19 protein-coding genes and 1 pseudogene are annotated in these 22,677 nt (G+C 44.7%); 14 read left to right on the top strand and 6 right to left on the bottom strand.

What is annotated here, in order from left to right; translation table 11 throughout:
- Positions 1-114: 114 nt before the first annotated feature.
- The 10 genes from QP794_RS21255 to pstB all read left to right on the top strand — a co-directional run bounded on the left by QP794_RS21255 (position 115) and on the right by pstB (position 9,819).
- Positions 115-1,122, top strand: coding sequence for a zinc-dependent alcohol dehydrogenase (locus QP794_RS21255; RefSeq protein WP_285078764.1), 1,008 nt, complete (start codon positions 115-117; stop codon positions 1,120-1,122).
- Between the two features lie 12 nt (positions 1,123-1,134).
- Positions 1,135-1,962: a sugar phosphate isomerase/epimerase family protein gene (locus tag QP794_RS21250; RefSeq protein WP_285078763.1), complete on the top strand. Its 828-nt coding sequence runs from the start codon at positions 1,135-1,137 to the stop codon at positions 1,960-1,962.
- Positions 1,963-1,997: 35 nt separating this feature from the next.
- Positions 1,998-2,876 carry an AraC family transcriptional regulator gene (locus QP794_RS21245; RefSeq protein WP_285078762.1) on the top strand — a complete coding sequence of 293 codons (879 nt, stop codon included), beginning with the start codon at positions 1,998-2,000 and terminating at the stop codon, positions 2,874-2,876.
- 96 nt (positions 2,877-2,972) lie between these two features.
- Positions 2,973-3,404 (top strand): RrF2 family transcriptional regulator, encoded by a 432-nt coding sequence (locus tag QP794_RS21240; protein ID WP_179132919.1) that lies wholly within the window; start codon positions 2,973-2,975, stop codon positions 3,402-3,404.
- 75 nt (positions 3,405-3,479) lie between these two features.
- On the top strand, positions 3,480-4,346 hold the full coding sequence (locus QP794_RS21235; RefSeq protein WP_285078761.1) for an aldo/keto reductase: 867 nt from the start codon (positions 3,480-3,482) through the stop codon (positions 4,344-4,346).
- A gap of 283 nt (positions 4,347-4,629) precedes the next feature.
- Positions 4,630-6,024: a stalk domain-containing protein gene (locus QP794_RS21230; RefSeq protein WP_285078760.1), complete on the top strand. Its 1,395-nt coding sequence runs from the start codon at positions 4,630-4,632 to the stop codon at positions 6,022-6,024.
- 55 nt (positions 6,025-6,079) lie between these two features.
- Positions 6,080-6,943 (top strand): phosphate ABC transporter substrate-binding protein, encoded by an 864-nt coding sequence (locus QP794_RS21225; protein WP_079350563.1) that lies wholly within the window; start codon positions 6,080-6,082, stop codon positions 6,941-6,943.
- Between the two features lie 106 nt (positions 6,944-7,049).
- Positions 7,050-8,018 carry a phosphate ABC transporter permease subunit PstC gene (pstC, locus tag QP794_RS21220; protein WP_094938354.1) on the top strand — a complete coding sequence of 323 codons (969 nt, stop codon included), beginning with the start codon at positions 7,050-7,052 and terminating at the stop codon, positions 8,016-8,018.
- Entirely contained in the window at positions 8,015-8,923 is a 909-nt protein-coding gene (pstA, locus tag QP794_RS21215; RefSeq protein ID WP_285078759.1) for a phosphate ABC transporter permease PstA, read from the top strand. Before pstC ends, pstA begins: the two co-directional genes overlap by 4 nt.
- Before the next feature lie 140 nt (positions 8,924-9,063).
- Positions 9,064-9,819 (top strand): phosphate ABC transporter ATP-binding protein PstB, encoded by a 756-nt coding sequence (gene pstB / locus QP794_RS21210; protein ID WP_024628714.1) that lies wholly within the window; start codon positions 9,064-9,066, stop codon positions 9,817-9,819.
- Between the two features lie 76 nt (positions 9,820-9,895).
- Here the strand turns inward: pstB and QP794_RS21205 are convergent, their stop codons facing one another.
- Positions 9,896-10,852, bottom strand: a complete 957-nt coding sequence (locus QP794_RS21205; protein ID WP_285078758.1) for an MORN repeat-containing protein — start codon at positions 10,850-10,852, stop codon at positions 9,896-9,898.
- 508 nt (positions 10,853-11,360) lie between these two features.
- On the opposite strand from QP794_RS21205, the gene QP794_RS21200 reads away from it, so the two are divergent.
- A complete protein-coding gene (locus tag QP794_RS21200; protein ID WP_285078757.1) occupies positions 11,361-12,107 on the top strand; it encodes an SDR family NAD(P)-dependent oxidoreductase in 747 nt (248 codons plus the stop codon).
- A gap of 159 nt (positions 12,108-12,266) precedes the next feature.
- Entirely contained in the window at positions 12,267-12,614 is a 348-nt protein-coding gene (locus tag QP794_RS21195; RefSeq protein WP_024628709.1) for a winged helix-turn-helix transcriptional regulator, read from the top strand.
- A 422-nt stretch (positions 12,615-13,036) separates the two neighbouring features.
- On the opposite strand, the pseudogene QP794_RS33355 reads toward QP794_RS21195, so the two are convergent.
- A pseudogene (locus QP794_RS33355) lies at positions 13,037-14,113 on the bottom strand (DJ-1/PfpI family protein); the annotation flags it as partial.
- Positions 14,114-14,736: 623 nt separating this feature from the next.
- Here QP794_RS33355 and QP794_RS21175 point away from each other — a divergent pair.
- On the top strand, positions 14,737-18,225 hold the full coding sequence (locus tag QP794_RS21175) for an S-layer homology domain-containing protein (RefSeq protein WP_285078753.1): 3,489 nt from the start codon (positions 14,737-14,739) through the stop codon (positions 18,223-18,225).
- Between the two features lie 51 nt (positions 18,226-18,276).
- Here QP794_RS21175 and QP794_RS21170 read toward each other — a convergent pair whose 3' ends face one another.
- From QP794_RS21170 to QP794_RS21155, 4 genes are all read right to left on the bottom strand, one after another.
- On the bottom strand, positions 18,277-18,687 hold the full coding sequence (locus tag QP794_RS21170; protein WP_079350555.1) for a hypothetical protein: 411 nt from the start codon (positions 18,685-18,687) through the stop codon (positions 18,277-18,279).
- Between the two features lie 192 nt (positions 18,688-18,879).
- On the bottom strand, positions 18,880-19,170 hold the full coding sequence (locus tag QP794_RS33205; protein WP_350338888.1) for a DUF554 family protein: 291 nt from the start codon (positions 19,168-19,170) through the stop codon (positions 18,880-18,882).
- Positions 19,171-19,207: 37 nt separating this feature from the next.
- Complete coding sequence (locus tag QP794_RS21160; RefSeq protein WP_285078751.1) at positions 19,208-20,530, bottom strand: amidohydrolase family protein; 1,323 nt, start codon at positions 20,528-20,530, stop codon at positions 19,208-19,210.
- A gap of 289 nt (positions 20,531-20,819) precedes the next feature.
- Positions 20,820-21,431, bottom strand: a complete 612-nt coding sequence (locus tag QP794_RS21155; RefSeq protein WP_285078750.1) for a TetR/AcrR family transcriptional regulator — start codon at positions 21,429-21,431, stop codon at positions 20,820-20,822.
- 141 nt (positions 21,432-21,572) lie between these two features.
- Here QP794_RS21155 and QP794_RS21150 point away from each other — a divergent pair, with 141 nt between their 5' ends.
- Positions 21,573-22,676, top strand: coding sequence for an ABC-three component system protein (locus tag QP794_RS21150; RefSeq protein ID WP_285078921.1), 1,104 nt, complete (start codon positions 21,573-21,575; stop codon positions 22,674-22,676).
- Position 22,677: the final 1 nt, after the last annotated feature.

The raw sequence follows: 22,677 nt of genomic DNA, 5'->3' as shown, positions 1-22,677 counted from the left end.
CTTACAAAGGTTTTAAAATCGTTGTTTTAGATAAAAAATCGGTTTTGCAATCAAAGACATGGCTAATGAAAAGTCTTATATTGAAGTTAAAATGATAAGAAGGGAGTGAAGGTGATGAAGAATAGAAAGATCATGTTTGCTCGTCCGCTCCAAGTGGAGACGGTAGAAGGGGACTTTATTTTGCCAGCCCTAGGTGAGAAGGAAGTATTGGTAAAAATGATCTACTCCCTTATCAGTCCAGGAACGGAGCTGGCGATGTTATCGGGAAAAGAAGAGTGGGCCAAGCTTCCCGTATGTCCGGGGTATGCGAGTGTAAGTGAAGTGATCGAGGTGGGGCATGGTGTACACCATGTTCAGCCTGGGGACGCTGTGTTCCATTATGGTCAACATGCTGAATATCAAGTGGTATCCACAGAGCACGTTTTCATCAAGGTACCTGAAAAGCTGGATTTGAAGTGGGTTCCCTTCACCCGTATGGCAACCGTGGCGTTCACCTCGGTTCGTGTATCCAATATTGAACTTGGGGATGTTGTCGGCGTGACGGGGCTCGGATTGGTAGGGAACTTGGCTGCTCAATTGGCGCGCCTGCAAGGTGCAACGGTGATTGGTGTGGACCTGTCACCGGAACGAATCCGTACAGCTCAGGCATGTGGGGTTGACTATACGCTTCATGGCGGAGAAGATAAAGTAAAAGACAAGATACACGCCATCACCAATGGAACAGGTGTCTCTACCCACATTGAGGCGACGGGTGTGCCCAGTGTAGGTGTTCAAAGTCTGGAGTGGATCGCAAAGCTGGGGGAGATTATTTTCCTGGGCAGTCCACGAGGCGAATATAACACGGATGTCACCGATATATTGAACTACTGCCACCTGTATGGACGAGGCTGCATTACGTTTAAGGGGGCACATGAATGGCGCTTCCCGGTGGAACCGAACGAATTCGTTAAGCATTCCCTGGTGAGAAATTCGAACATTGTATTTGAACTGATGTTAAAGAACAAGCTGCATATCGAGCCATTGATCAGTCATGTGATGAAGCCGGATCAAGCGCAAGAAGCATACGAAGGCCTAAGAATAAATAAAGACCAGTATAACGGTGTACTGTTTGACTGGTCCTAGGAGGAGATTGGAATGATTAGAGGGTTAACAAGAGCTGGGTTGGGGAATATCGAGTCCAATGAACAATATATTACGAATGCTGCAAAATACGGATTTCAGTCTGTAGATTTGAATCCGCTCTCATTGATTCAAGAGGTGGGTCAGGAACAGGCCAAACATCTGTTGGAAAGCAATCAGGTGATCATCGGTTCATCCGATCTGACCGTAGATTGGAGAACCACAGATGAACAATTCCGCGAAGGACTTCAATCTCTGGTTCAAATGGCAGAAGCCGCTGCTTCGTTGAACTGTTACAGCTGCTGTACCTATATTTTACCTTCCACGGATCAGCCAGCAGCATCGTTTATGGCGGCAGCTACCAGACGATTGAGACTGTGTGCAGATATTCTGGACGCATATGGAATTCGACTGGGATTGGAGTTTGTCGGTTGCCATCATCTGCGAACCCAATGGAAGAATCCATTTATTTGGAGTGTGGGGGATACGCTGGACTGGATCGAAACGATCCATGCTCCCAATGTAGGTTTGTTGGTGGATTCCTACCATTGGCATACGAACGGTTTAGCGATCGAAGAAGTGTTGAATCTAAAGAAGGAACAAGTTGTGCACGTCCATATTAATGATGCCTATGATCTGCCCATTGAAGAATTGCTGGATTATGAGCGTTTATACCCTGGAGAGGGAGTAATAGATCTGCCGGGGTTCTTGAAGAACCTGCAAGCGATTGGTTACACAGGCGTCGTATCGCAAGAGGTGCTGGCACCAGCTTCAACCCTTGATACAAGTGAATTGTTTGCCAAGTCCAAAGCAGGCTTTGATAGCGTATTTGCCAAGATATAAATCAGACAGCGAGAAGGCAGTAGGGAGGAATACATGTGTATGAGCCATGGATGAATAACATTTCGCCATTCGTAAGGGCGGCGAGAATGACGGAATCATTTTCTTTGGCAGGGGAATGGATAGACCACGATCATGTGTATACATACATTGAACAAGGGGAAGCAGAGTTCTTCTTGAGTGGTGTGAAATACCTGGTCCAAGAAGGCGATATGGTGCTGATGCATCCATTCATGTCTCATATCATTCGGTCCACCTCCACGCAGCCATTGATTCAATATATTTTTCATTTTGATCTGTATTATGATGAAGAGCGAAGTTTATTGAAGAACACGAGTGCGACCCATGAGGATAGACCCGATATGGCGGATAGGGAAATGAAGCTGGCTTCCATACGTCCCATCTCTCATTTGCAGCTAGCCGATCGAATCGAATGGAAAAAGAGATTTGCGCTCATGCATAAGGAATTTCAGGAGCAGCGGGGAGGATCTTCGTTAATCACGAAATCCATATGTTTGGAGTTGCTGCATCTGTTCTTCAAAAATCAATCCGAAGATCAGGACCAAGAGGGGAACATGACCAAGGGGTGGGCATTCATTGAAAAGTCGATTCGTTATATTCATGAATGCTACGCCGACCCTCAATTAAATAATGCTGCCATCAGTAGACATGTCGGTGTATCGACGAACCATTTATCGCATTTGTTCAAAAGCAAGCTGGGGATTACCCTTCACAAATATGTTACACATATCAGAATAGAGCAATCCCAGAAAAGAATTATAGAAGGAACACATAATTTAACCCGGATAGCCGAGGAGGTTGGCTTTTCGAGTATTCATCTGTTTAGTCGGTCTTTCAAGGCTGCTGTAGGCATCACGCCCAGTAAATATGCAGCGATGAAATCGAGGGTAGAGTAAACTCAGTAAAGTTAAGGGATGGAGATCCCGTAGTTGCTAACTAAACATAAAAGATATATAGTATATTCAGAAAAGAAATAGTAAGGATGAATCAAAGTGGCATATTCTACAGCCTTATCACAGGGAATCTCTATTCTTCTCTACGTTCACTCCTATACCGAGAAGAACTGTTACAATTATCTATCGACCAAAGTGATATCGGAGCAGCTAAATATTCCGGTTCCTACGACGGTTAAAGTCATTCGCAACCTGAATAACGCCAAACTGACGATGGCCAAAGAAGGTGCCAAGGGCGGCATACTGCTTGCTCAGCCTTTATCGGAAATCACAATGTTGGATGTATTCCTGGCAGTTGAACCCGGCAAAGACTTGTTTAAAATTCATACCGATGTAAAGCTCCAGGGACAAGACGTGGACGACGTGAAACGAAAGGTCATTCATCATCTTGAAGGTGCGGAGATCGCAATGCACAATTATTTAAAAGAAATACGGTTAACCGATCTGTTCCATGAAGAGAAAAAGGGTTAACCTCTTTTTTTGGATTTAACTAGATATAATATATATCAAGTATATTACGATTTATTTTTGAGAGGAGCGGTCAAAATGAATTTGCATACCAAAGTGGTTGAAGCCAAAAATGGGGTTGCCATTCCCCAACTGGGTTTTGGGGTATACAAAATAACGAAAGAAGCAGAATTTACAACAGCGATTCGCGAGGCCATTCAGGTCGGGTACCGACATTTTGATACTGCCCGAATCTATGGGAATGAGAAAGCGCTGGGGGCAGAGATCCGGCATAGCCAGATCCCGCGTGAGCAATTCTTTATTACGTCGAAAGTCTGGAATACGGATCATGGCTATGAAGCGACCAAGAACGCTTTCCAGAAAACGATAAACAAACTGGGTGTGGATTACCTTGACATGTACTTAATCCATTTTGCCTCGCCAAAGTATATTGAAACGTGGAAAGCGATGGAGGAATTATACGAGGAAGGCAAGATCAAAGTCATTGGGGTCGCCAACTTTGAGATTCAGCATCTGGAGGAATTAAGGAAGCACACGAAAATCTTGCCGATGATCAATCAGATCGAGACGCATCCGGAATTTCCGCAAAACGAACTGCGTGCCTATATGGACAAACATCAGATTTTACATGAGGCGTGGGGTCCGTTGGGGCAGGGGAACAAGGTATTGTTGCAGCATCCTGTATTGAAGGAAATCGCTGATCATCACCACAAAACGGTGGCTCAGGTCATTTTGCGCTGGCATCTGGAACGGGGCGTCATCTTGATTCCCAAATCATCCAATCCAAAGCGGATCAGAGAAAATAGTGAGATCTTTGATTTTGAACTGTCGGTCGAGGAAATGGAGAAGATTAGTCGTCTGAATTCGGGCAAGAGGTATTCGATCCAACCGACAGGTTATATTGTGAATCCGGTTTTTAATACATTAATGAAACTTTTTATCTAGGAAAATAAGACAAAAAACGAGTCGTGGGTCGTATTCCAGCGACTCTTTTTTGTGTGTTATGAAAACATTGACAATTCGTTAACAATTCCAGGATTTCCCGTTTACAAATCTCTCCTATAATTACAATCGTGATAGGTAATTTTTACTATGAACGTGGAAGTTTGGGGGGATGAGCCGGACAAGCTCTCATAAAGACGATACATGCATTGAATACCAGACAGCAGGGCACGACAAAACAAGTCAAATTAAATGGAATAGAGAAGGGTGACAAGAGATAATGTCAATGAAAAAGGCGTTAGTAGTGTCCATGGTAGCCACAGTGTTAGGAACTTCTGTGGTTAGTGCAGTATCGGCTGCTCCTGCAGTCAAACCTGCGGCTAGTGCAGCCCAGGTACAAAATTCCACGCTTACAATAAACGGTAGCAGTATCATCGTCCGTTCCATCGTTAAAAATGGCGAGACTCTCGTGTCACTTCGTGATGTGATCAAAGCCATTGGCGCGCAAGCAGAAGTAAATAGTGGAACGACAGTGATCAAGTTGAATGATCACACCGTAACACTGCAAAACAAAAGCAAACAAATCGTTGTAGATGGCGCCAAAGTAAATTTGAATCAACCAGTTACCATTATTGGTGGTACAAGTTACGTTGCACTTCGTCCACTGGTGTCGGGCGTTGGCGGTACGATCGTCAAACGAAACGGACTGCTTGAAATCAGCACGGTATCCTTGCTCGAAGAAGTTGAGAATCCACGTTTTGCCGGAGCGGACAAGTTGATTGTTTCCAAGAGCAACAACGATGGCAGAACGGATTATCTCGTGAATACGACAAGCGGTAAATACGATCTGTTGTTAACTACAGATGGTGGATCAGATCTCGTCACTTCTCCGAGCGGTGATCAAGCGGCTTATACGAATGCCGAAGGAGCCGTATACGTCATTGATCTGAAGACCAAGTCTTCCAAACTGATCACGAGCGACAACAGCATTAAGCCGGAACTGGTATGGTCTGCTGACGGGAATGCAATTTACTTCCTGCAAGGGGATAAAGGTTCCGTCATTGCTAAGCTGAATTTGGCCGATGGCGCGATTGCGAAAGTGGTCGAAGACAAGGTGGACTATAAGGAAAACCTGAATGTTTCTGCTGATGGCAAGAAATTCATCTATACGGTAACGACGCTTGGTACAGTAACTTCGGATACAACCAATGTAGATGAAGACAATGTCTCCATTGACTTTTCATCCAACCAACAGCAAATATTTTCGTATAACACAGATAGTTCGAAACCAGAGGCTGTGAAGCTTACAACATCAACCGATGATAAGGTGTTTGTATGGTCTGCTGACGGACAAAAAGCTTACTACGTGAGTGTACCTTCCGAAGATGGTAAAGCATCATTGCTGTCTGTGGATTCATCTCAAAAGTCTACGTCGGTGTATGCCGAGTACGATGTAGAACAAGCGATTCTGTCGGGTGGCATCTTGTATGTACTTGCTGCCCAGGATGACAGCAATAGTGTGATCCTTTCGATTGACCCGGTAACTGGCAAACAAACCAAGCTGTACACCGTATCTTCTGACGTATCCTCCATTTCCGTTGCCGGATCGCAAATCTCAGTGGTGGAGAACGGCCGAGTTCTGGTACAAGCTGGCGGCAGCTGGAGAGCTGTTACGAAGTAAGGTTTGACATGAAGTAACATTAAAGCTTTTTTAATTCGAGAGGAGTTTAATTAACATGAAAAAATGGATCAAACCCTTCACAGCAATGCTTATGGCTGTATCTCTAATTGGTGGACTTGGTGGCGCAACGACGGCATCTGCTGCCAAGAGCACAGAGAAAGGCAAAATTGTCATTAACGGTTCCTCAGCGCTGCTTCCGCTCACGCTTCAGGCTGCCAGTGAATTCAAGAAAGATAATCCAAAAGTCAAAATCTCCGCTTCCGCAGCAGGTTCCATCACAGGTCCTCAATCCGTTCGTAAAGGGATCGCAGACATTGGTGCAGTGGACTGGGATGCATCCAAAGATGTACCTGGCTTCAAGAAATTTGATGGCTTGGTAGCCAATCCGGTAGCTGTAACAGTGTTCACGGCTGTTGTGAACAGCAATGTGGGTGTAAGCAATCTGACAACCAAACAACTGCAGGACATCTTCTCCGGCAAAGTGACAAACTGGAAGGAAGTTGGCGGATCGGATGCCAACATCGTTGTGGTTAACCGTAAGTTTGGTTCCGGCACACGAGTTAACTTCCAACAAAAAGCACTGGATGGTAAGGACTTCATGAGCAAAGGAGATAACTACAAAGAAGTTGGCTCCAGCGGTGATATGAAAACAACGATTGAAACGACACCTAATGCGATTGGTTATATTGACCTTCCTTATGTAACTAGCAAAATGAAGGCTGTATCGATCAATGGCGTGGCACCAACTGAGAAAAACGTCCTGAACAAAACATATAAAGTATGGGGTATTGGATATTACATGACCAAAGGTCAACCTACGGGAGCAACCAAAGCGTTCATCCAGTACATCCAAAGCAGCAAGTTCCAGAACGGTTCCCTGAAAAAGCTGAAATTCATTCCGCTTGCTGCTGTTAAATAACTAGGCTGCGAACGTTCGCCATTTGTGTATTTCATAAGGAAAGGGATAGCCAGCTTCTGCGCACGGTCGCCAAGCTGGCTTCTCTATGTGAAAGGAAGAGTCCTTCATGATCGATTTAAATCCATCCTCGAACAGCGCTGCTCCGAGTGAGCTCGGCTCGAGCCTTGGCAAGGCTCCCGGTTCGGGAACAAGGTTCGACCGCAAGGCCCGTTTAAGGTGGTCCAACAAACTGTTTCGTATGGTCTGCATCGGCAGTACACTGTTTGTTTGCCTGGTCCTGTTATGCATTCTGGTTCTTATGCTTCGCACAGGTGTGCTCACCTTTGCGGACGTTTCACTGACCGAGTTCTTCTTCTCCACCAACTGGGACCCGGAAAATGAACATTACGGGGCGCTAATCTTTATCCTGGGAACGCTGGCCTTGACCGGTCTTACCATGCTGTTTGCCGTTCCGATCTCCGTCATTATTGCCGTATTTTTGGCCGAGATGACGCCAAAATGGCTTCGCCAAACGCTGCGTCCTGTCCTGGATTTGCTGGTTGGTATTCCTTCCGTGGTGTACGGTTTCTTGGGACTGACAATCCTCATTCCCTGGCTCCGGAATCTCAGTGGGCATGACTTGGCGGACGGTTTACTTGCGGCGTCCATCGTTCTTACGATCATGGTGCTGCCCACAATCAGCCGGATCAGTGATGATGCCATATCCGCTGTACCGAACAAGTACCGGGATGCTGCATATGCACTCGGTGCCAACCGGTTTCAAACTGTAATCCGTGTGGTTCTGCCTGCTGCGAGAAGCGGGATTATGTATGCTGTCATTCTCGGAATGACCCGCGCCATTGGGGAGACGATGGCTGTAGTAATGGTTATCGGAAATACGGCACAGCTTGCAAACAGTCTGTTCACGCCCACCGCAGTGCTGACCAGCAATATTGTCATGCAGATTTCTAGTGTGGAATTCGATTCGACCTGGAATCATGGCCTGTACATGATGGGCTTTATCCTGCTCGCCATTTCCATCTTGATGATCGTAGCAGTGAGAATGCTTCAGAAGAAAGGGGGACACTCCTCATGAGTATAAAAAAGCAGGCAACTCCGGTCCCCACCTATCCATTTGCCAAACGGCGGAGCAGTTCCATGTTCATGGACAAGCTTTTTACAGGTTTGGTATGGGGTATAGGCATTATCGTCATTTTATTTATCGTCGGCTTGTTGTTCTTGCTTCTGGAAAAGGGGCTGCCTTTGCTGAGCTGGGATTTCCTGTACGGGGTGCCGAGCGAGATTGAAGAAGGGGGCGGAATTGGCCCGGCGCTGTTCAACTCGTTCTATGTGTTGATTCTCTCCCTGCTCATCTCCATTCCGATTGGTATGGCAGCCGGGATTTATCTGGCGGAATTTGCGCCAAACAACAAGCTCATGGAGATCGTTAGAATTTGCGTGGAGGGTCTGTCTTCGGTGCCCTCAATCATCTTCGGATTGTTTGGGATTGCGCTGTTTGTCGAGTATTTTGAGATTGGTCTTACGATTCTGGGCGCAGCGGTCAGTCTTGCCTTTCTGAATCTGCCTGTGTTGACCCGGGTTACGGAGGAGTCGGTCCGTGCGGTTCCGGTTGAACTTCGTAATGGATCGTTTGCGTTAGGCTCAACGCATCTTCAGACCATCCGCCATGTATTGCTGCCGGTCGCCCTTAACGGCATTATGACGGGCATCTGCCTGACCGCTGGTCGAGCGTTCGGAGAGAGTGCCGTCATCATTTTGACTGCGGGGGTATCGACTTCCGGGGAGATGTGGGACTTTAATCTGTTGTCGCCGGGCGGAACCCTTGCCGTGCATCTATGGTATATCCAATCGGAAGCGATTGTGCCGGATGCGGAGGAAATTGCCCAGAAGGCTACGGCAGTGCTGATTTTTGTGGCCTTGCTCATTAATATTTTGTTCCGTGTGCCCCTTTGGCTGAATGCACGCAAAACACAGGTTTAAGACGTCAGAGGCGTACGGATCAGACCTATCGGGTGCATCGCATTCAATAGACGCATCATACCAACAGAATATAAGAATCATGTGGAGCTCACCGTATTCATCCAGCAATATATTCTAATTCAACACCGGGAGGGCACGTTGTGCAGCCAATCATTGAAATCAACAAACTGAATTTATATTACGGCGAGTTTCAAGCGCTTAAGAATGTTTCCATTGAAATCCCGGAGCGGGCTATTACCGCTTTTATCGGGCCGTCCGGGTGTGGGAAATCCACGCTGCTGCGTACACTCAACCGCATGAATGACCGGATCCCTGGAACACGGATCGAAGGTAAGGTGGCTGTGGGCGGAACGGATATCTACAATGGTGAAGTGCACGTGGAATCCTTACGCAAGAAAATCGGAATGGTGTTTCAACAACCGAATCCTTTTCCGAAATCCATCTATGAAAATGTAGCCTTTGGCCCAAAACAGCACGGTATTCATGGCAAAAAGAAGCTGGATGAAATTGTGGAGCAGAGCCTTCGATCCGCTGTCCTGTGGGACGAAGTGAAGGATAACCTGAAGCGTTCAGCACTAAGCCTGTCCGGAGGGCAGCAGCAGCGCCTCTGCATCGCACGTGCACTCGCGGTCGAGCCGGACATTCTACTGATGGATGAAGCTACCGCATCGCTTGATCCCGTTTCGACGTTCAAAATTGAGGAACTGACGCATGAATTGAAGGAACGCTATACCATCGTGATGGTTACGCACAATATGCAGCAAGCAGCTCGGGTTTCCCAGCAGACGGTGTTTTTCCTGAATGGGGAGGTCGTGGAATACTCCGCTACCCAAGACATGTTCGCCGAGCCCGTTGATTCGCGTACGCAGGACTATATTAGTGGCCGATTTGGTTGAGGGTGGATTGATAAGAGGTGAAGTCTTTCAGATTGTTATCTGGAAGGCTTTTTTCTCATTTTGTGATCTCCACTACCTAGGGAATCATCCCCATATAGTTCATGTCTTTTAATGACATGATCTCGTTGGATATGTATTTGAGTTTTACTGAATAAGGTCTAATCGCTTGAATGAATTCATTAAGAATTTTCTTGCGATCTTTATCAAAGGCAGCTGATGTTATGTAATTCTCTTTTAATACATTATCGCTCTTTACAACTTGTTTAGAATAACTAACTGAATTACCATAATCGATTAGATGCGTAAACCCCGTGAATTTGCCACTAGTTAATGTACCTTTGGAGAATTCGGAAGGTTTAATTCCAATATATTTTTCTGAAGAGCCGTCTTTCTTTTTATAATTGATAATCGTGTCAAAAAAGTACTGGTCCCCGGTTAACTTTCCATTGAAATAATAGTTTTCGAGGGTGAGTGTCGTCGTGTAATCTGTATATCTTAGTGAGACAATATCTGAGGAGTGGATTGCGTAATAACCCTGAGACATCTTGCCTTGATTGAATGTTCCATCGTTAATGGTGTTTATGTAACTCCCAGGTATAGGATAAACCTTGTCATCAGAAGTAAGATACTGTACTTCTAACCATTGCGTAATTTCTTTTCCTTTTCCATGATATGTATCATTATTCCACGATCCGGTGTAGGTTTTTGTGGTGAATTCACCTGTTCCTTTACCCATGTTAGATTCATCATAATCATCAAAGGGTACACCCGCACCTTCGACTAATTTATATGTATACTTGCCTTTTCCTTGCCGCTTACCATTCACCCAATCCCCAGAGTACACTTCGGTTTCTCCCCATCTCTCTGTCCCTTTACCATGAGGTTTCCCGTTTAAAACTTCACCATAAAACGTCGCTCCATCTGACAATTTTAAATTTACTTTCTTCGATGCTGCTTCTGCTGTAGTAGAACTTAGTAATAGTAAAATTAAAGCTATAATAGTTAGCCCCAAACCTTGAAATAATCTTCTCAAAAGTGTGCAACTCCTTCTATGTATTATGATCTATGTATAATGAGCCAGAGCCATCTTCATCATTATCGGTTTATTGGGAGAATTTTTCTAGTTTAAATATAAAGTAGAGATTACCCTATATTTGATAAACCATTTACTTCCCCTTCACAGAAGTAAACATGTAAAGCTAAATCAAAATCCAGTCAAACCCAGAGTACCTGCTTTATGAACTACATTAGCCATATTAGAAATAAATAACAACTAATAGGTGACTTGTAGAGGTAGAAAATTCCGGCAGAAATTAAAAGAACATATACCATATCAAACTTAACGGAGTTTACTTCCATCTACTAGGCGGATAAAACAAACGCTTGTGCCGCCTCAATTATTACTTTTTGGTGACTATATCACTAAAAAGTGGGTACTGTTTTTCTTGTAACTTTTCCTCCATACTATCGTTCATAGGAAGTTCATGAGGTAGACAGAGCATCCTATACAATATAAAAATTTATAATAGGAGTGTTATAGAATGGGGAAATTTGACGGAAAAGTAGCAGTTATAACCGGAGGTACAAGCGGTATCGGTCTCGCGTCGGCACAGCAGTTCGTACGAGAAGGAGCTTACGTTTTTATCACGGGACGCAGACAACGTGAACTAGATGAAGCAGTAAAGCAGATCGGTAAGAATGTTACAGGTGTTCCAGGTGACATATCAAAGTCAGAAGATCTAGATAAATTGTTCGAAACAGTAGAGCGAGAGAAGGGACACTTGGACATTCTCTTTGCAAATGCCGGACTAGGGTCATTGCTTCCATTAGGAGAAATTACAGAAGCACAATACTACAAGACTTTCGATGTCAACGTGAAAGGAACCATCTTTACAGTACAAAAGGCATTACCTTTGTTTCCAAATAAAAAAGGTTCGATTATACTAACGGGATCCACTGCCGGCTCGACGGGGATGCCAGCGTTTAGTATCTATGGTGCCTCAAAGGCAGCGATCAGACAGCTCGTCCGCAGCTGGATTCTTGATATGAAAGGGACCGAACTTCGTATGAACATCCTTAGTCCGGGAACAGTCGTAACGCCGGCGTACGATGAGTTATTTGGCTCCGAACTAGATTATTTCCTGGAACAGGCAAAAAATGATATTCCGCTCGGCAGAGTCGGACAGGTTGAAGAGATCTCAAATGCGGTCATGTTCCTAGCCTCTGATGAAAGCAGTTATATGAACGGCGTTGAATTATTCGTAGATGGCGGAGTGGCTCAAGTTTAACCAGGACATAATAATTATTAAACGACAAAGATTTATAAATAAATTTAACGCGCTTGCATTATCCCCTCCATGTAACATACAATTTTTCCGTCAGTGATTCTTGAAGGATTAAGCGATACATGAAGGGGATATTCTCAGGTTGGGAGATGGTGCATTGATATGAAAACTTTTTACTGTGAACTGGAAGTTACATTAGAGGTTATCGGAGGAAAGTGGAAGGGGCTTGTTCTGTACTATTTAATAAAAGGACCTAAACGGACCGGGGAGCTTAAGAGACTCGTTAATAATATATCGCAAAAGATGCTGATTCAAACACTTCGGGAACTGGAAACAGACGGATTAATTCGCAGAAAAATGTACAATCAAGTACCGCCTAAGGTGGAATATTCAACAACGGAACTGGGTCAATCACTTGAACCCATTTTGAGATCGCTTTGTGATTGGGGGGGGAACTACGCAGGGCAATCCTATGCTCCGGGCGAGATTGAGATTTTGTATCTAGATTAAGTCTCTCGGAGCGGATTAATGAGGCGCTTGTGTGCCCGGTTTCCCCACTCTATCTGAAATAAGATGTGTAAATGAGAGGAGAAGTCATGTAGAGAAATATGACTAACGTAGAGATTAGAGAGCTTAGCCGAAAACCATAGAATCTCTCGAAAATGTGGATAAGTAGATTGACCAACTTCGCAGCAATATATACAGGCGCTGGGAGTTCACTAAGGCGAAGAATTTTCCTCATTTTACTAGGAATTTATGTAACGTTAGAATGGTCATAACCAGTAGGTGGAATCCGAGGTGCCGCAAATAGGTGGACATCAATATAAGACATTCAATGTGATAGCCTGTTTCATTCCGGATTGAACAGATGGTTCCGCTATAGAGTTCATTCGATATGTCGGTAGCGCGATATTCGAGTCGCTTGGCAGCAAATTTTGCTGTTGGATATCTTCAGCAGCTACAGACTCGGCTTGAGTACCGACGATAATCATCTTTGATAATGCGGGGACCTCTTCCATCTGATAACGTGCAACCAAATTCAGGCCGTGCTTGGTTACAATCGGTTTATTTTCACGAGACACAGTTAATGTAGTCGTCGTTCCAGAAGCGGCATAGGTAAGGCAGCGGACAAATCTAATTCATCTGCACCTGGATATAGCAGTACCCCTGCTTTGTCCTTCTTCCATTGATAAGCTTGATTTAAAATATACGTGATATCACTCAACCCTGCCGTGAATGGTTCCATTTTAGGCTGTGTTACATAATGATAAGAGGGATAATTAATTTCACTTGCCACTTTCTTCGCAGCTGACTCGCCCAACTGCTGGGAAATCACGTGAAGGGTCGCGTCAATTCCCGATGTAAGGCCGGCAGAGGAGATGATATTACCTTGGGAAACATAACGCTGATCTTTCATTCACCCACTGAATCTCAGGATAATTTTTGATTAGACGATTGATATCTCCCCAGTGAGTCGCAGCCATTTTTCCGTTCAGCAAGCCGGTATCCGCCAAATTTTCCGCGCCGTTACATATACAAAGAAGAATGGTTTTATCACTCGAATGCTTGCGGATCCATTCACGGACTGGTGCATATTTCTTCTCATCTAAAATAGGCATAAACGGTATGACGATAATATCTGGACTTTTGCCAAGCATCAGGTCCATATCAGCAAACGAATAATGCGGGACAACATCCAGTCCTCCGGTTAAAGATTTAATCTTGTGATCAGGTGCCACGCTGAACACATTGTAAGCTCCCGTTAGGGCAAACATTTCGTACGGGACAAAAAAATCAAAAACTTCTGTTACCTCGTTTGCCAGCAAAACAGCTACGGTTGGTTTGTCAGCATCATATGTAGGTATCTTTACATGATCCAATGCAGGAGTATTCTTGTTATAGAGCGACATTCCAGCATTCGTTGTATGGGTGAAACCGACGGCGCCTGCCCCTCCCACAATGATGATAAAAACGAGGACATACATCAAGATTCGTAGTACAACTTTCACTTACCAGTTCCCCTTCCCAAATTTAAAATCATTACCTCAAAAGATATACCAATTCAGAATCAACTACACACCTGGACTGCGGTCGGGTGGGGGACTTGGCTACCGCAGGAGGGGAGTACTGGACTTTGGTCTATTCCCTTTTATAATCAAGACCCGATAGGGCTACATTCATATTCCGCCGTGCTAAAGGTTTTTCAATTTGATGACTTCGGTCTTTCTCTATTGGGATGAATGATTGTATAAAGGACGCGTTAATCGGTACAAGTTCTTGTCCTCGGACAGTATGTATACGCCAGTCAGTTATCTTCCTAATCGTCCGCTAGCAGTGGTGGAAATTTCCTGAATGGTGAACAAATTCTGAATTTTTCTTCACCCCCTTGCAACTTCTCTCTAGCACATTTCAAGACCTTAATATGGAGTAAGACTGAGCATAATCTTCATATACAAAACAAAAGACATCGTTAACGAAATGTAAAGCCATGCAGATATATGTCAAATTTTTAATAGGCGCTTTCATTGCGTTGACCTTGCCCCCAAAGTCTCTTATATTTACTCCGACACAACAACTCAGAACGGGTGGTGGGATGATTTTGTTCACTAATAAAGGAAAGAAAATGCTCGCTATGCTTACGCTTATACCACTGGCTACAGGCCTGGTTATGGGTGCTTTTCCTGCTGCAGTAACGTATGCGGATCCGGGAAATAACTTGCTGACAAGCAGCTCGGGTACGGGATCATGGCAAACGGGAGATTTGCACGTACATACCTTTGAGTCCGATGATGCGCAGAATTCGCTGGAAAATGTACTCGACGCGGGTCTGACGAAGTATGGTCTGGACTGGATCGCGCTTACGGATCATTTGCGGTTATCCAAGCGGGATCACAACGGAGTAGACATTCCAGGCGGATCGATTCCGATGTCCCAAGGGATGAACGAATATCAGGTGCCACAGATCAAAGCACTTCAGGAAGCAGGCAAATACGCAGGCAAGACGATTTTCTCCGGTTTCGAATGGGACATGCCGACGCATGAACACGTTGGGGTGGGGATTCTGACGGATGAGCCGAATTCGACCGAAGCGCTGGAAGCTGCAAACGAATTTGAGTATCGTTTTACCAATCGGGATGCGAATCTGTTCGATGCGGCTGACGTAGCGAATTGGAATCTGACGGGGGGACGTGCCTATACGACTCATCAGGATGCACTGGCTGCTATCAATTGGCTGGCAACCAAGTATCCAACGACAAGTTATGCGATGATCAACCATCCTTCACGCGGCAAAAACAAATATACTATCGCGGACTTCCGTGAGTTCAACGATCTGGCCCCGCAAGTTGTATTCGGGATCGAAGGCATGCTGGGCAACCAAATGGAACCGGATCGCGGCGGGTATAACACAACATACAACGTTGCTAATCCAACAGCAGATGATGGATACAAATACCGCACATACGGCGGTGTGGACTATATGGTCGCCAAGGTGGGCGGTCTGTGGGATGCATTGCTGGGAGAAGGGCGTCACTTCTGGAACTACGGCAATTCGGACTACCATTTCAAGACGATTGGCACGAATTCCAGCGGTTATTTTCCGGGCGAGTATGCCAAGACCTATTCGTGGGTTGATGGTACAGGAATGCAAGCCGTGCTGGAAGGACTGCGTTCGGGAAAATCATTTTCCGTATTCGGTGATCTGATCAACGCACTGGACTTCACGGCTTCCGGCGCGGGCACTCAGGCTGAAATGGGCGGAGACCTGGGTGTGACCCAAGGCGACGAAGTGGAACTGAAAATCCGTTTCAAGAGTCCAACCACGAGCAACAACTATGAAAAACCTATCAACAGCGGCACGTCCGCTGGACAAATTCCGGTGGTCGATCACGTAGATCTCATCGCGGGAGATGTGACGGGCAAGGCGGAGAAGGGCACTGCTGCCTATTCCAAAGACACTAACGACTCCACCAAAGTGCTGGCAACCTTCACGTCCAACGATTGGACAACAGATGCCGAAGGTTACAATGTCATCACGTACAAGATCAAAGCCACAGACCAGGATAAATATTACCGCCTGCGCGGTACGAACCTGGGAATGGACGTTATTGGTGAGACCGTAAACGGTGAACCGCAGCTTGATCCCAAAATCACAACAGCTGATGCAGAGACTCGCTTCAACGAGATCAATGATCAGAACTATCGCGATCTGTGGTTCTACTCCAATCCGATCTTCGTGAGTGCCACACCTTACAGTGATGCACAGGCGGTAACGGATACGCTTCAAGCGATTGATCTGGGCGATCTGAACGCGGTCACTTCCGACCTTACCCTTCCTGTTGAAGGAAAACATGGAGCCACGATTAGCTGGTCCAGCTCCAACCCGGAATTGATGGATGCACAGGGGAAACTACTTACACAGCCTGAGAATAATGAGCGACTGGAATTGACGGCAACGGTACAACGTGGCAGCGAAACGGATACCAGAACGTTCACTGTCATTGTGGAAGGAACAAATAATCAGGTATTAGTGTTAAAAAGCAACATGACCACTGCTGACGGCCAGCCGTATCATACGGATACATGGACAAACCAGTCCGTAACGGTTAGTGTAACCAGCGCAGTATACGCGCCAGCCACTTCGGCGACGATCGAGCTGTCTCTTGACGGAGGTCAGACGTATGAGCCGTATACGGAGAATACACCTTTGGAGATAACCGAGGCTGGAGAGCATAAGCTGTTATTCAGAGCGACAGACGATTTGAACGAAACGTATACTTTACCTTTGGTGGTCAAAATAGACCGCGAAACCCCTGTCATCACCCTGCAAGGCAGCAGCCAGATGACATTAACGGTGGGAGATACGTATAACGAGCCTGGAGCACAGGCTGCCGATAATGTGGGCATCCGTGGTTCCGTGCAGATTGCCGGCACAGTGAACACACAAGCAGTGGGGATCTACACCCTTCGTTATAACGTGAAAGATATTGCTGGAAATGCGGCACAAGAAGTGACACGTACGGTTACCGTGCAAGCCCGTTCGGGCAAGGGCGATGGTAATGGGGGCAACTCAGGCGGGAATTCTGGGGGAAGCACACCAAGTGAGCCAACAACGCCTACCGTTCCAACCACACCAACCAACCCGGATACGGGGTCAGATTCATCAACTGAAGTGAAAGTAGAGGTAGGAGCGAATCAACCTGTACAAACGGGTCTCAAAGACATCGTGCAATTCAACGCTCCGGCTGGAGCCATTGGGGAAAAAGATACATTGCAGCTATCTGTCGTGTCCAAGAACCAATTGCAGAATGCAGCTTCGCTGAACGTATTGAGTCAAGCGGTACAAATCAGCCGCACTGGCGGACGGACATTGAATGAGCAGGCAGCACTTAGCTTGCAATATGATGCTTCCAAACTACCTCAAGGAACACAGCCAGCAATCTACTATTATAATGAAGCTCGTCAGAGCTGGGTATTTGTTGGCGGGAAGACAGACGCAGCAGGATCGGTAACGACGAATGTGAATCATCTGGGAACCTTCGTGGTGTCTAGTTACGTACCAGCCAATTTGTCCGATCTGAACGGACACTGGGCATCCGACTATGCAGATCGTTTGATTGGCATGGACGTAATCCAGGGGTACACAGATGGTACATTCCAACCATCCAAAAAGATTACACGGGCAGAGTTTGTTACGTTGATCAGTAAGGCACTGGCCTTGAAGTCTGTGCAGTCGGATACGACATTTGCAGACCAAAGCAATCTGCCAGACTGGGCGAAGAGCGACATCGCCGCAGCAGTACAAGCCGGAATCGTGAAGGGCTATGGAGATAACACATTCAAGCCTAATCAGACGATCACTCGTGCCGAGATGGCTGTGATGATGGCGAATGCGCTGAAGTTAAGTGCAGATGCACAGTCGGGAGCGAGTGGAGATACTGTAAAACCAAGCTTCACTGATGCGACGCAAACGCCGTCTTGGGCACAAGAAGCACTGAATACAGCCGTTCAGGCCAAGATTGTGAACGGATATACCGACAATACGGTTCGTGCTGGAAATATGACGACCCGTGCGGAAGCCGCAGCAATGATCTATAAATTGTTGATGGCGATGTACGTGTAATTTTAATAAAAGAATGAAAAACAAAGGCCACCTGAGAGGGATGGCCTTTGTTTATTTTATAGTTAACTCATATATTTCAAATAAATGATTATTTACTTGTCTCGTCCAACTTTCAATTTTATCACCTACATTAACATCGTTGAAATCAGCTTCGATTCGCATTTTACTGAATTTTGCATCTGCTTGATAGAAGTCACTCGAAGTAACATAAAACCTCGAATTTTTCGTTACATTCAGATATTCCCCATTATCCAGGACGATGGAGTAAAGTACCTTGTCTCCGTCTACTTTACTGTTTTGCTCTTTTATTTCAACGACGGTGCCTGTGTAATATTGTTGTTCCTTTGCTGGTGAAGGCCATCCTTTCATAAAATCCGAAAAAAATACAAAATAGACAACTACCAGAAGCATCACGACAAAGCTGCTTATCCAGACAAAGGGCCCAATTTTTTTTGCTTTCAATCTTTTCATCCTTCCTCAATGTACTTGCAGTATGTAGCATTTATTATGTAAGTGAAAGCAATCCAAAACGAAAGTGTCACGAATAGAGAAATATATGCAGCCAATCCTGGGGGCAAGGGATTGAATAATTAATTCTATAACAAAAAGATAGGAACAAATAAGGCAGGCACGACAACAAGGATATGGCTACAGTTAATCCTGTAATCCATTGGACGAGAACTTATTCATCATGTTGGATAAGATATTTTCGAAATTAATAAATTGCCCAATGATCCCGCCTAAGGTTAGGAAAATGATAAACATAATCTGATATTGACTGGTGGAGATGCTGCTCGTGGTTGTACTTATGCCTATGATGAGCGCGCTGATCCCAATTACTTGATTGAGTATGGTTTTGTATCCGTCATTCATGAACCTTTTGGAGATGGCTCCAAGGGTACTTCCGCATATAATGGAAAAGCAATTGACTAATATTCCTAGCATGATTTCACTTCTGATCCCTATTCTCAATTCTGAACTCTCACCAAACTGAGTTTAGAACATCGTCTACTTCTTTTATTCTCGTCACAGATGGTGTTTGAATTAGATTTCCTTTGACCATAACCATATGTACATTGGATAAAGCTTCAATGTGTTCTAACGGATTGTGGTCCAGCACGATCAGATCTGCCTGTTTTCCGATATCGACCGTACCTGTAACGTCCTCAACACCCAAGATTTTCGCGTTGTTACGTGTGACCATGTCGATCAGCTGCTTGTTGTTAAGGTTAGCCTGTTTAATGTAGTAGTCCATCTCTCTCCACATATCATAGTGAGTCACATACGACATCGCGGCATCGGTGCCAAGACCGATAGTAATGTCGTTTTCGATGGCTTGTTGGGCACCTTTTAACATGGAGGTATACACCAGTCTGGAGTTTTCTTTCACGGTTGCGCTCACCTTCGTTACGCTGGTATCGAGTAAAGCAGATGGAAAAGCAGCTAGAAAGGTAGGAATAAGCGCAGTATAGCCGTTCAGGGCATTTGGATTGTTTTTGAACAAGCCGATAATCTCATCATCCATCTCGGAGCCGTGCTCAATCGTATCGACGCCGCCTTTTAACGCGACCCTTACGCCTTCCGTGCTTTCCACATGTGCAGCCACCCGCAAACCGATTTTATGCGCCTCATCGCAGATCGCTGCAACTTCCTCCACTGTCATCTGTAAACGGCCAGCTTCGCCGACCATTTTTGCATCCGTCACACCGCCCGTCACACAGATTTTGATCCAATCCACGCCGTGTTTCACATTGATCCGTACATTTTTTCTGGCTTCCCAAGGGGAATCGCCAACCAGAGCCAGGAATGGAGCACCATGTCCTCCCGTTACACTTAGGAAAAATCCAGAGACAAGCAGATTTGGACCAACGAATTCACCGCTATTAATCTCATCCCGCAGCTGGACATCGGTGTAAAAGAATTCGCCGACACTACGCATCGTGGTTATACCCGCATGGAGTGCGGTTAGCGCATTGCGTTTCATCCGTTTTTTCAAAACGTTTCTGCCGAATTTGGTATTCAGGATTCGGTCATATGCGAACTTTAACATGCCTTCACTGACCGAGAGACTGAACGGTTTACCATCTGCAAAGAGGTGCACGTGGGCATTAATCAATCCAGGCATCACGTATTTCCCTGAGAGGTCGATGGTTGTGTAGTGACTTGGGATATTCAGATCATGATCTCGGTCTATATCCTGGATAAGTCCTTGTTCATTGACTAGTATGGTCATGTTTTTTTGCAGATTGCGGCTTGAGTCGCCATGGATCAGATTTACGTTTTTCAATGCATAAGCGGTGTTCATATAGTGTTCCTCCTTTGGATGTGGGTGAGGCTATATAAGTCCTTTATCTTGTACATGTAGGTTCAACTCATCTAGTTTGGATAGGACAGTAGCTTGTATAGGTTGGTAAATGGTAGAGAGCAGTTTCTTGTCCTAAAAGTGAATTATAAATTCATTTTTGGGACAAAAAAATAGAGTGAATCGTTGTGCTTATTTTTTGCGTGCAAACCAAGTCGAAATTCATCTGATCTGCACGCTGTGCGACGACTGGTGATCTTTCGTAGGAAATGGGCTTGTGGGCCTTCGAGCATTATTCATTCAAACTCTTCATGCCGTACAGTCGGTATACATACAACGCTTCAAATATTTGCTTGCGGCTGTCCTCGCTCATATCCCGCTTCAACAGATCCAGGTTCATGTCGATTACATTGTGTGCGAGAATGTTCAGTAAGATCAAGTTCTCCTCGGTCCCAATCTCGTATCGTTTATATTGATTCTTCAGATAGGCCTTCTTGGTTTCGATCATCAGCTCGACAAGTTCATTCTTGGCGTTGGTGTAGATCGTACCTTTATTTTTTTCGAAAATGATCACGATCTGATTCCGGTACTTCCGTAGTACATCCACCTGTTCCTGCAACAGCGCCGACTTTCGCTCGCTATCCGTTTCCTCGAACAAGGTCTGGTTATCGAAGTGAATCGTCTCCACCAGCACGTTTTTCAAATAATCCACCAGATCCGACGGCACGACGGCGTAGAATAGTTCTTTCTTGTTCTTGAAATAGGTGTAGATATTGCCCACCGAAATGTTGATCTCATTCGCGATATCGCTCATTTTGGCATCTACATAGCCCTTTTCAAAAAAGACTTTGAGCGCCGCGTATTCAATTTCTTTCCTTACTTCGTCTTTCTTGGCTTGCACCATCGGGAACGACTCCTTAATAGTGAATGGATGATTCGTTATTAGGATAGACCTTTTTGTGGGGGGTGTCAAATTCCCATATATGGAAAATAGATTTTGTGTTATCATTTGGTTACATAAAATCATTGAGTGTGGGTGAATGGAATGATAGAAGAAGGGGAAAATATATTTGATATTGATGAACCAATATTACAAACTAAATTGTCGAATACCGATCTATTATTGGGTAAGCCTATTGAACCTATTAATAGACTTCAAGTTATTTCCGACACTGATTTTGAAGATTTAGTTAGAGAGTGGTCGTGTGGTTATTTAAAAGATACATATGTAAAAGTAAAGCGGTGCGGTGGAGCTGGGGATATGGGCAGAGACGTTATTGCCTATGTGAATAATGAAAAAGGGAAGAACTTAGTATGGGACAACTATCAATGTAAACACTATAATTCACCATTGTCTCCAAGTGCAGTTTGGATAGAATTGGGAAAACTGTGTTATTATACTTTCGAAAAACAATATCCAGTTCCAAGAAAATACTACTTTGTAACGCCTAAAGGTATATCAACAAAGCTCTCAAATTTAATTGATAATCCAGATAAATTAAAAGAAGGGCTGATCAAAGAATGGGTAAATAAATGTCAAAATAACATTACATCAGGAAAAAAGATAGAATTAATTGATGATTTTCTTACATACGTTGAAAACTTCGATTTTTCAATTATTAATGATATCGATCCTCAAGAACTGATTGAACAACATTCAAAAACAAAATATTATTACTATAGATTCGGGGGGATTCATAGGACACGCCCAGAAGCTATTGAGCCTCCAGATAAGATATTTCCTGATGAATTACTCTATGTCAAGAAATTACTTGAAGCGTACTCTGATCACCATAAATCTGTCATTCAAGATATTTCTCATCTATCAGCTCATTCTAATTATATTAATCATTTTAATAGGCAACGTAAATGTTTTTACTCTGCGGAGTCGTTAATGAAGTTTGAAAGAGACACTCTTCCGCCAGGAGTAGATGCTTTCGAAGATTTAAAACAAGAGGTTTATGACGGGATAATTGATATCGTTGAGTCAGACCATTCTAATGGGTTTGTGAGAGTTAAAGAGGTATGCAAATCTGCCAGAAATCTTAATATGCCGAGTTATCCATTATATACCTCAATTAAAGGAAATGACTTAAACGGATTATGTCATCACTTAGCGAATGAAGATAAAATAAGTTGGGTGGACTGAA

It is taken from the genome of Paenibacillus sp. UMB7766-LJ446 (assembly GCF_030226665.1).
Classification (GTDB): Bacteria; Bacillota; Bacilli; order Paenibacillales; family Paenibacillaceae; genus Paenibacillus; species Paenibacillus vandeheii.
The sequence above is the reverse complement of the archived record's forward strand: the minus strand, read 5'-3'. Positions and strand labels throughout refer to the sequence as shown.

What these genes read in the sequence shown, in the direction of transcription:
- QP794_RS21255 (WP_285078764.1), top strand. Translation starts at nt 115, where the DNA reads ATGAAGAATAGAAAGATCATGTTTGCTCGTCCGCTCCAAGTGGAGACG.
- QP794_RS21250 (WP_285078763.1), top strand. Translation starts at nt 1,135, where the DNA reads ATGATTAGAGGGTTAACAAGAGCTGGGTTGGGGAATATCGAGTCCAAT.
- QP794_RS21235 (WP_285078761.1), top strand. Translation starts at nt 3,480, where the DNA reads ATGAATTTGCATACCAAAGTGGTTGAAGCCAAAAATGGGGTTGCCATT.
- QP794_RS21230 (WP_285078760.1), top strand. Translation starts at nt 4,630, where the DNA reads ATGAAAAAGGCGTTAGTAGTGTCCATGGTAGCCACAGTGTTAGGAACT.
- QP794_RS21225 (WP_079350563.1), top strand. Translation starts at nt 6,080, where the DNA reads ATGAAAAAATGGATCAAACCCTTCACAGCAATGCTTATGGCTGTATCT.
- pstC (WP_094938354.1), top strand. Translation starts at nt 7,050, where the DNA reads ATGATCGATTTAAATCCATCCTCGAACAGCGCTGCTCCGAGTGAGCTC.
- pstA (WP_285078759.1), top strand. Translation starts at nt 8,015, where the DNA reads ATGAGTATAAAAAAGCAGGCAACTCCGGTCCCCACCTATCCATTTGCC.
- QP794_RS21200 (WP_285078757.1), top strand. Translation starts at nt 11,361, where the DNA reads ATGGGGAAATTTGACGGAAAAGTAGCAGTTATAACCGGAGGTACAAGC.
- QP794_RS21195 (WP_024628709.1), top strand. Translation starts at nt 12,267, where the DNA reads ATGAAAACTTTTTACTGTGAACTGGAAGTTACATTAGAGGTTATCGGA.
- QP794_RS21175 (WP_285078753.1), top strand. Translation starts at nt 14,737, where the DNA reads ATGCTTACGCTTATACCACTGGCTACAGGCCTGGTTATGGGTGCTTTT.
- QP794_RS33205 (WP_350338888.1), bottom strand. Translation starts at nt 19,170, where the DNA reads ATGCTAGGAATATTAGTCAATTGCTTTTCCATTATATGCGGAAGTACC.
- QP794_RS21160 (WP_285078751.1), bottom strand. Translation starts at nt 20,530, where the DNA reads ATGAACACCGCTTATGCATTGAAAAACGTAAATCTGATCCATGGCGAC.
- QP794_RS21155 (WP_285078750.1), bottom strand. Translation starts at nt 21,431, where the DNA reads ATGGTGCAAGCCAAGAAAGACGAAGTAAGGAAAGAAATTGAATACGCG.
- QP794_RS21150 (WP_285078921.1), top strand. Translation starts at nt 21,573, where the DNA reads ATGATAGAAGAAGGGGAAAATATATTTGATATTGATGAACCAATATTA.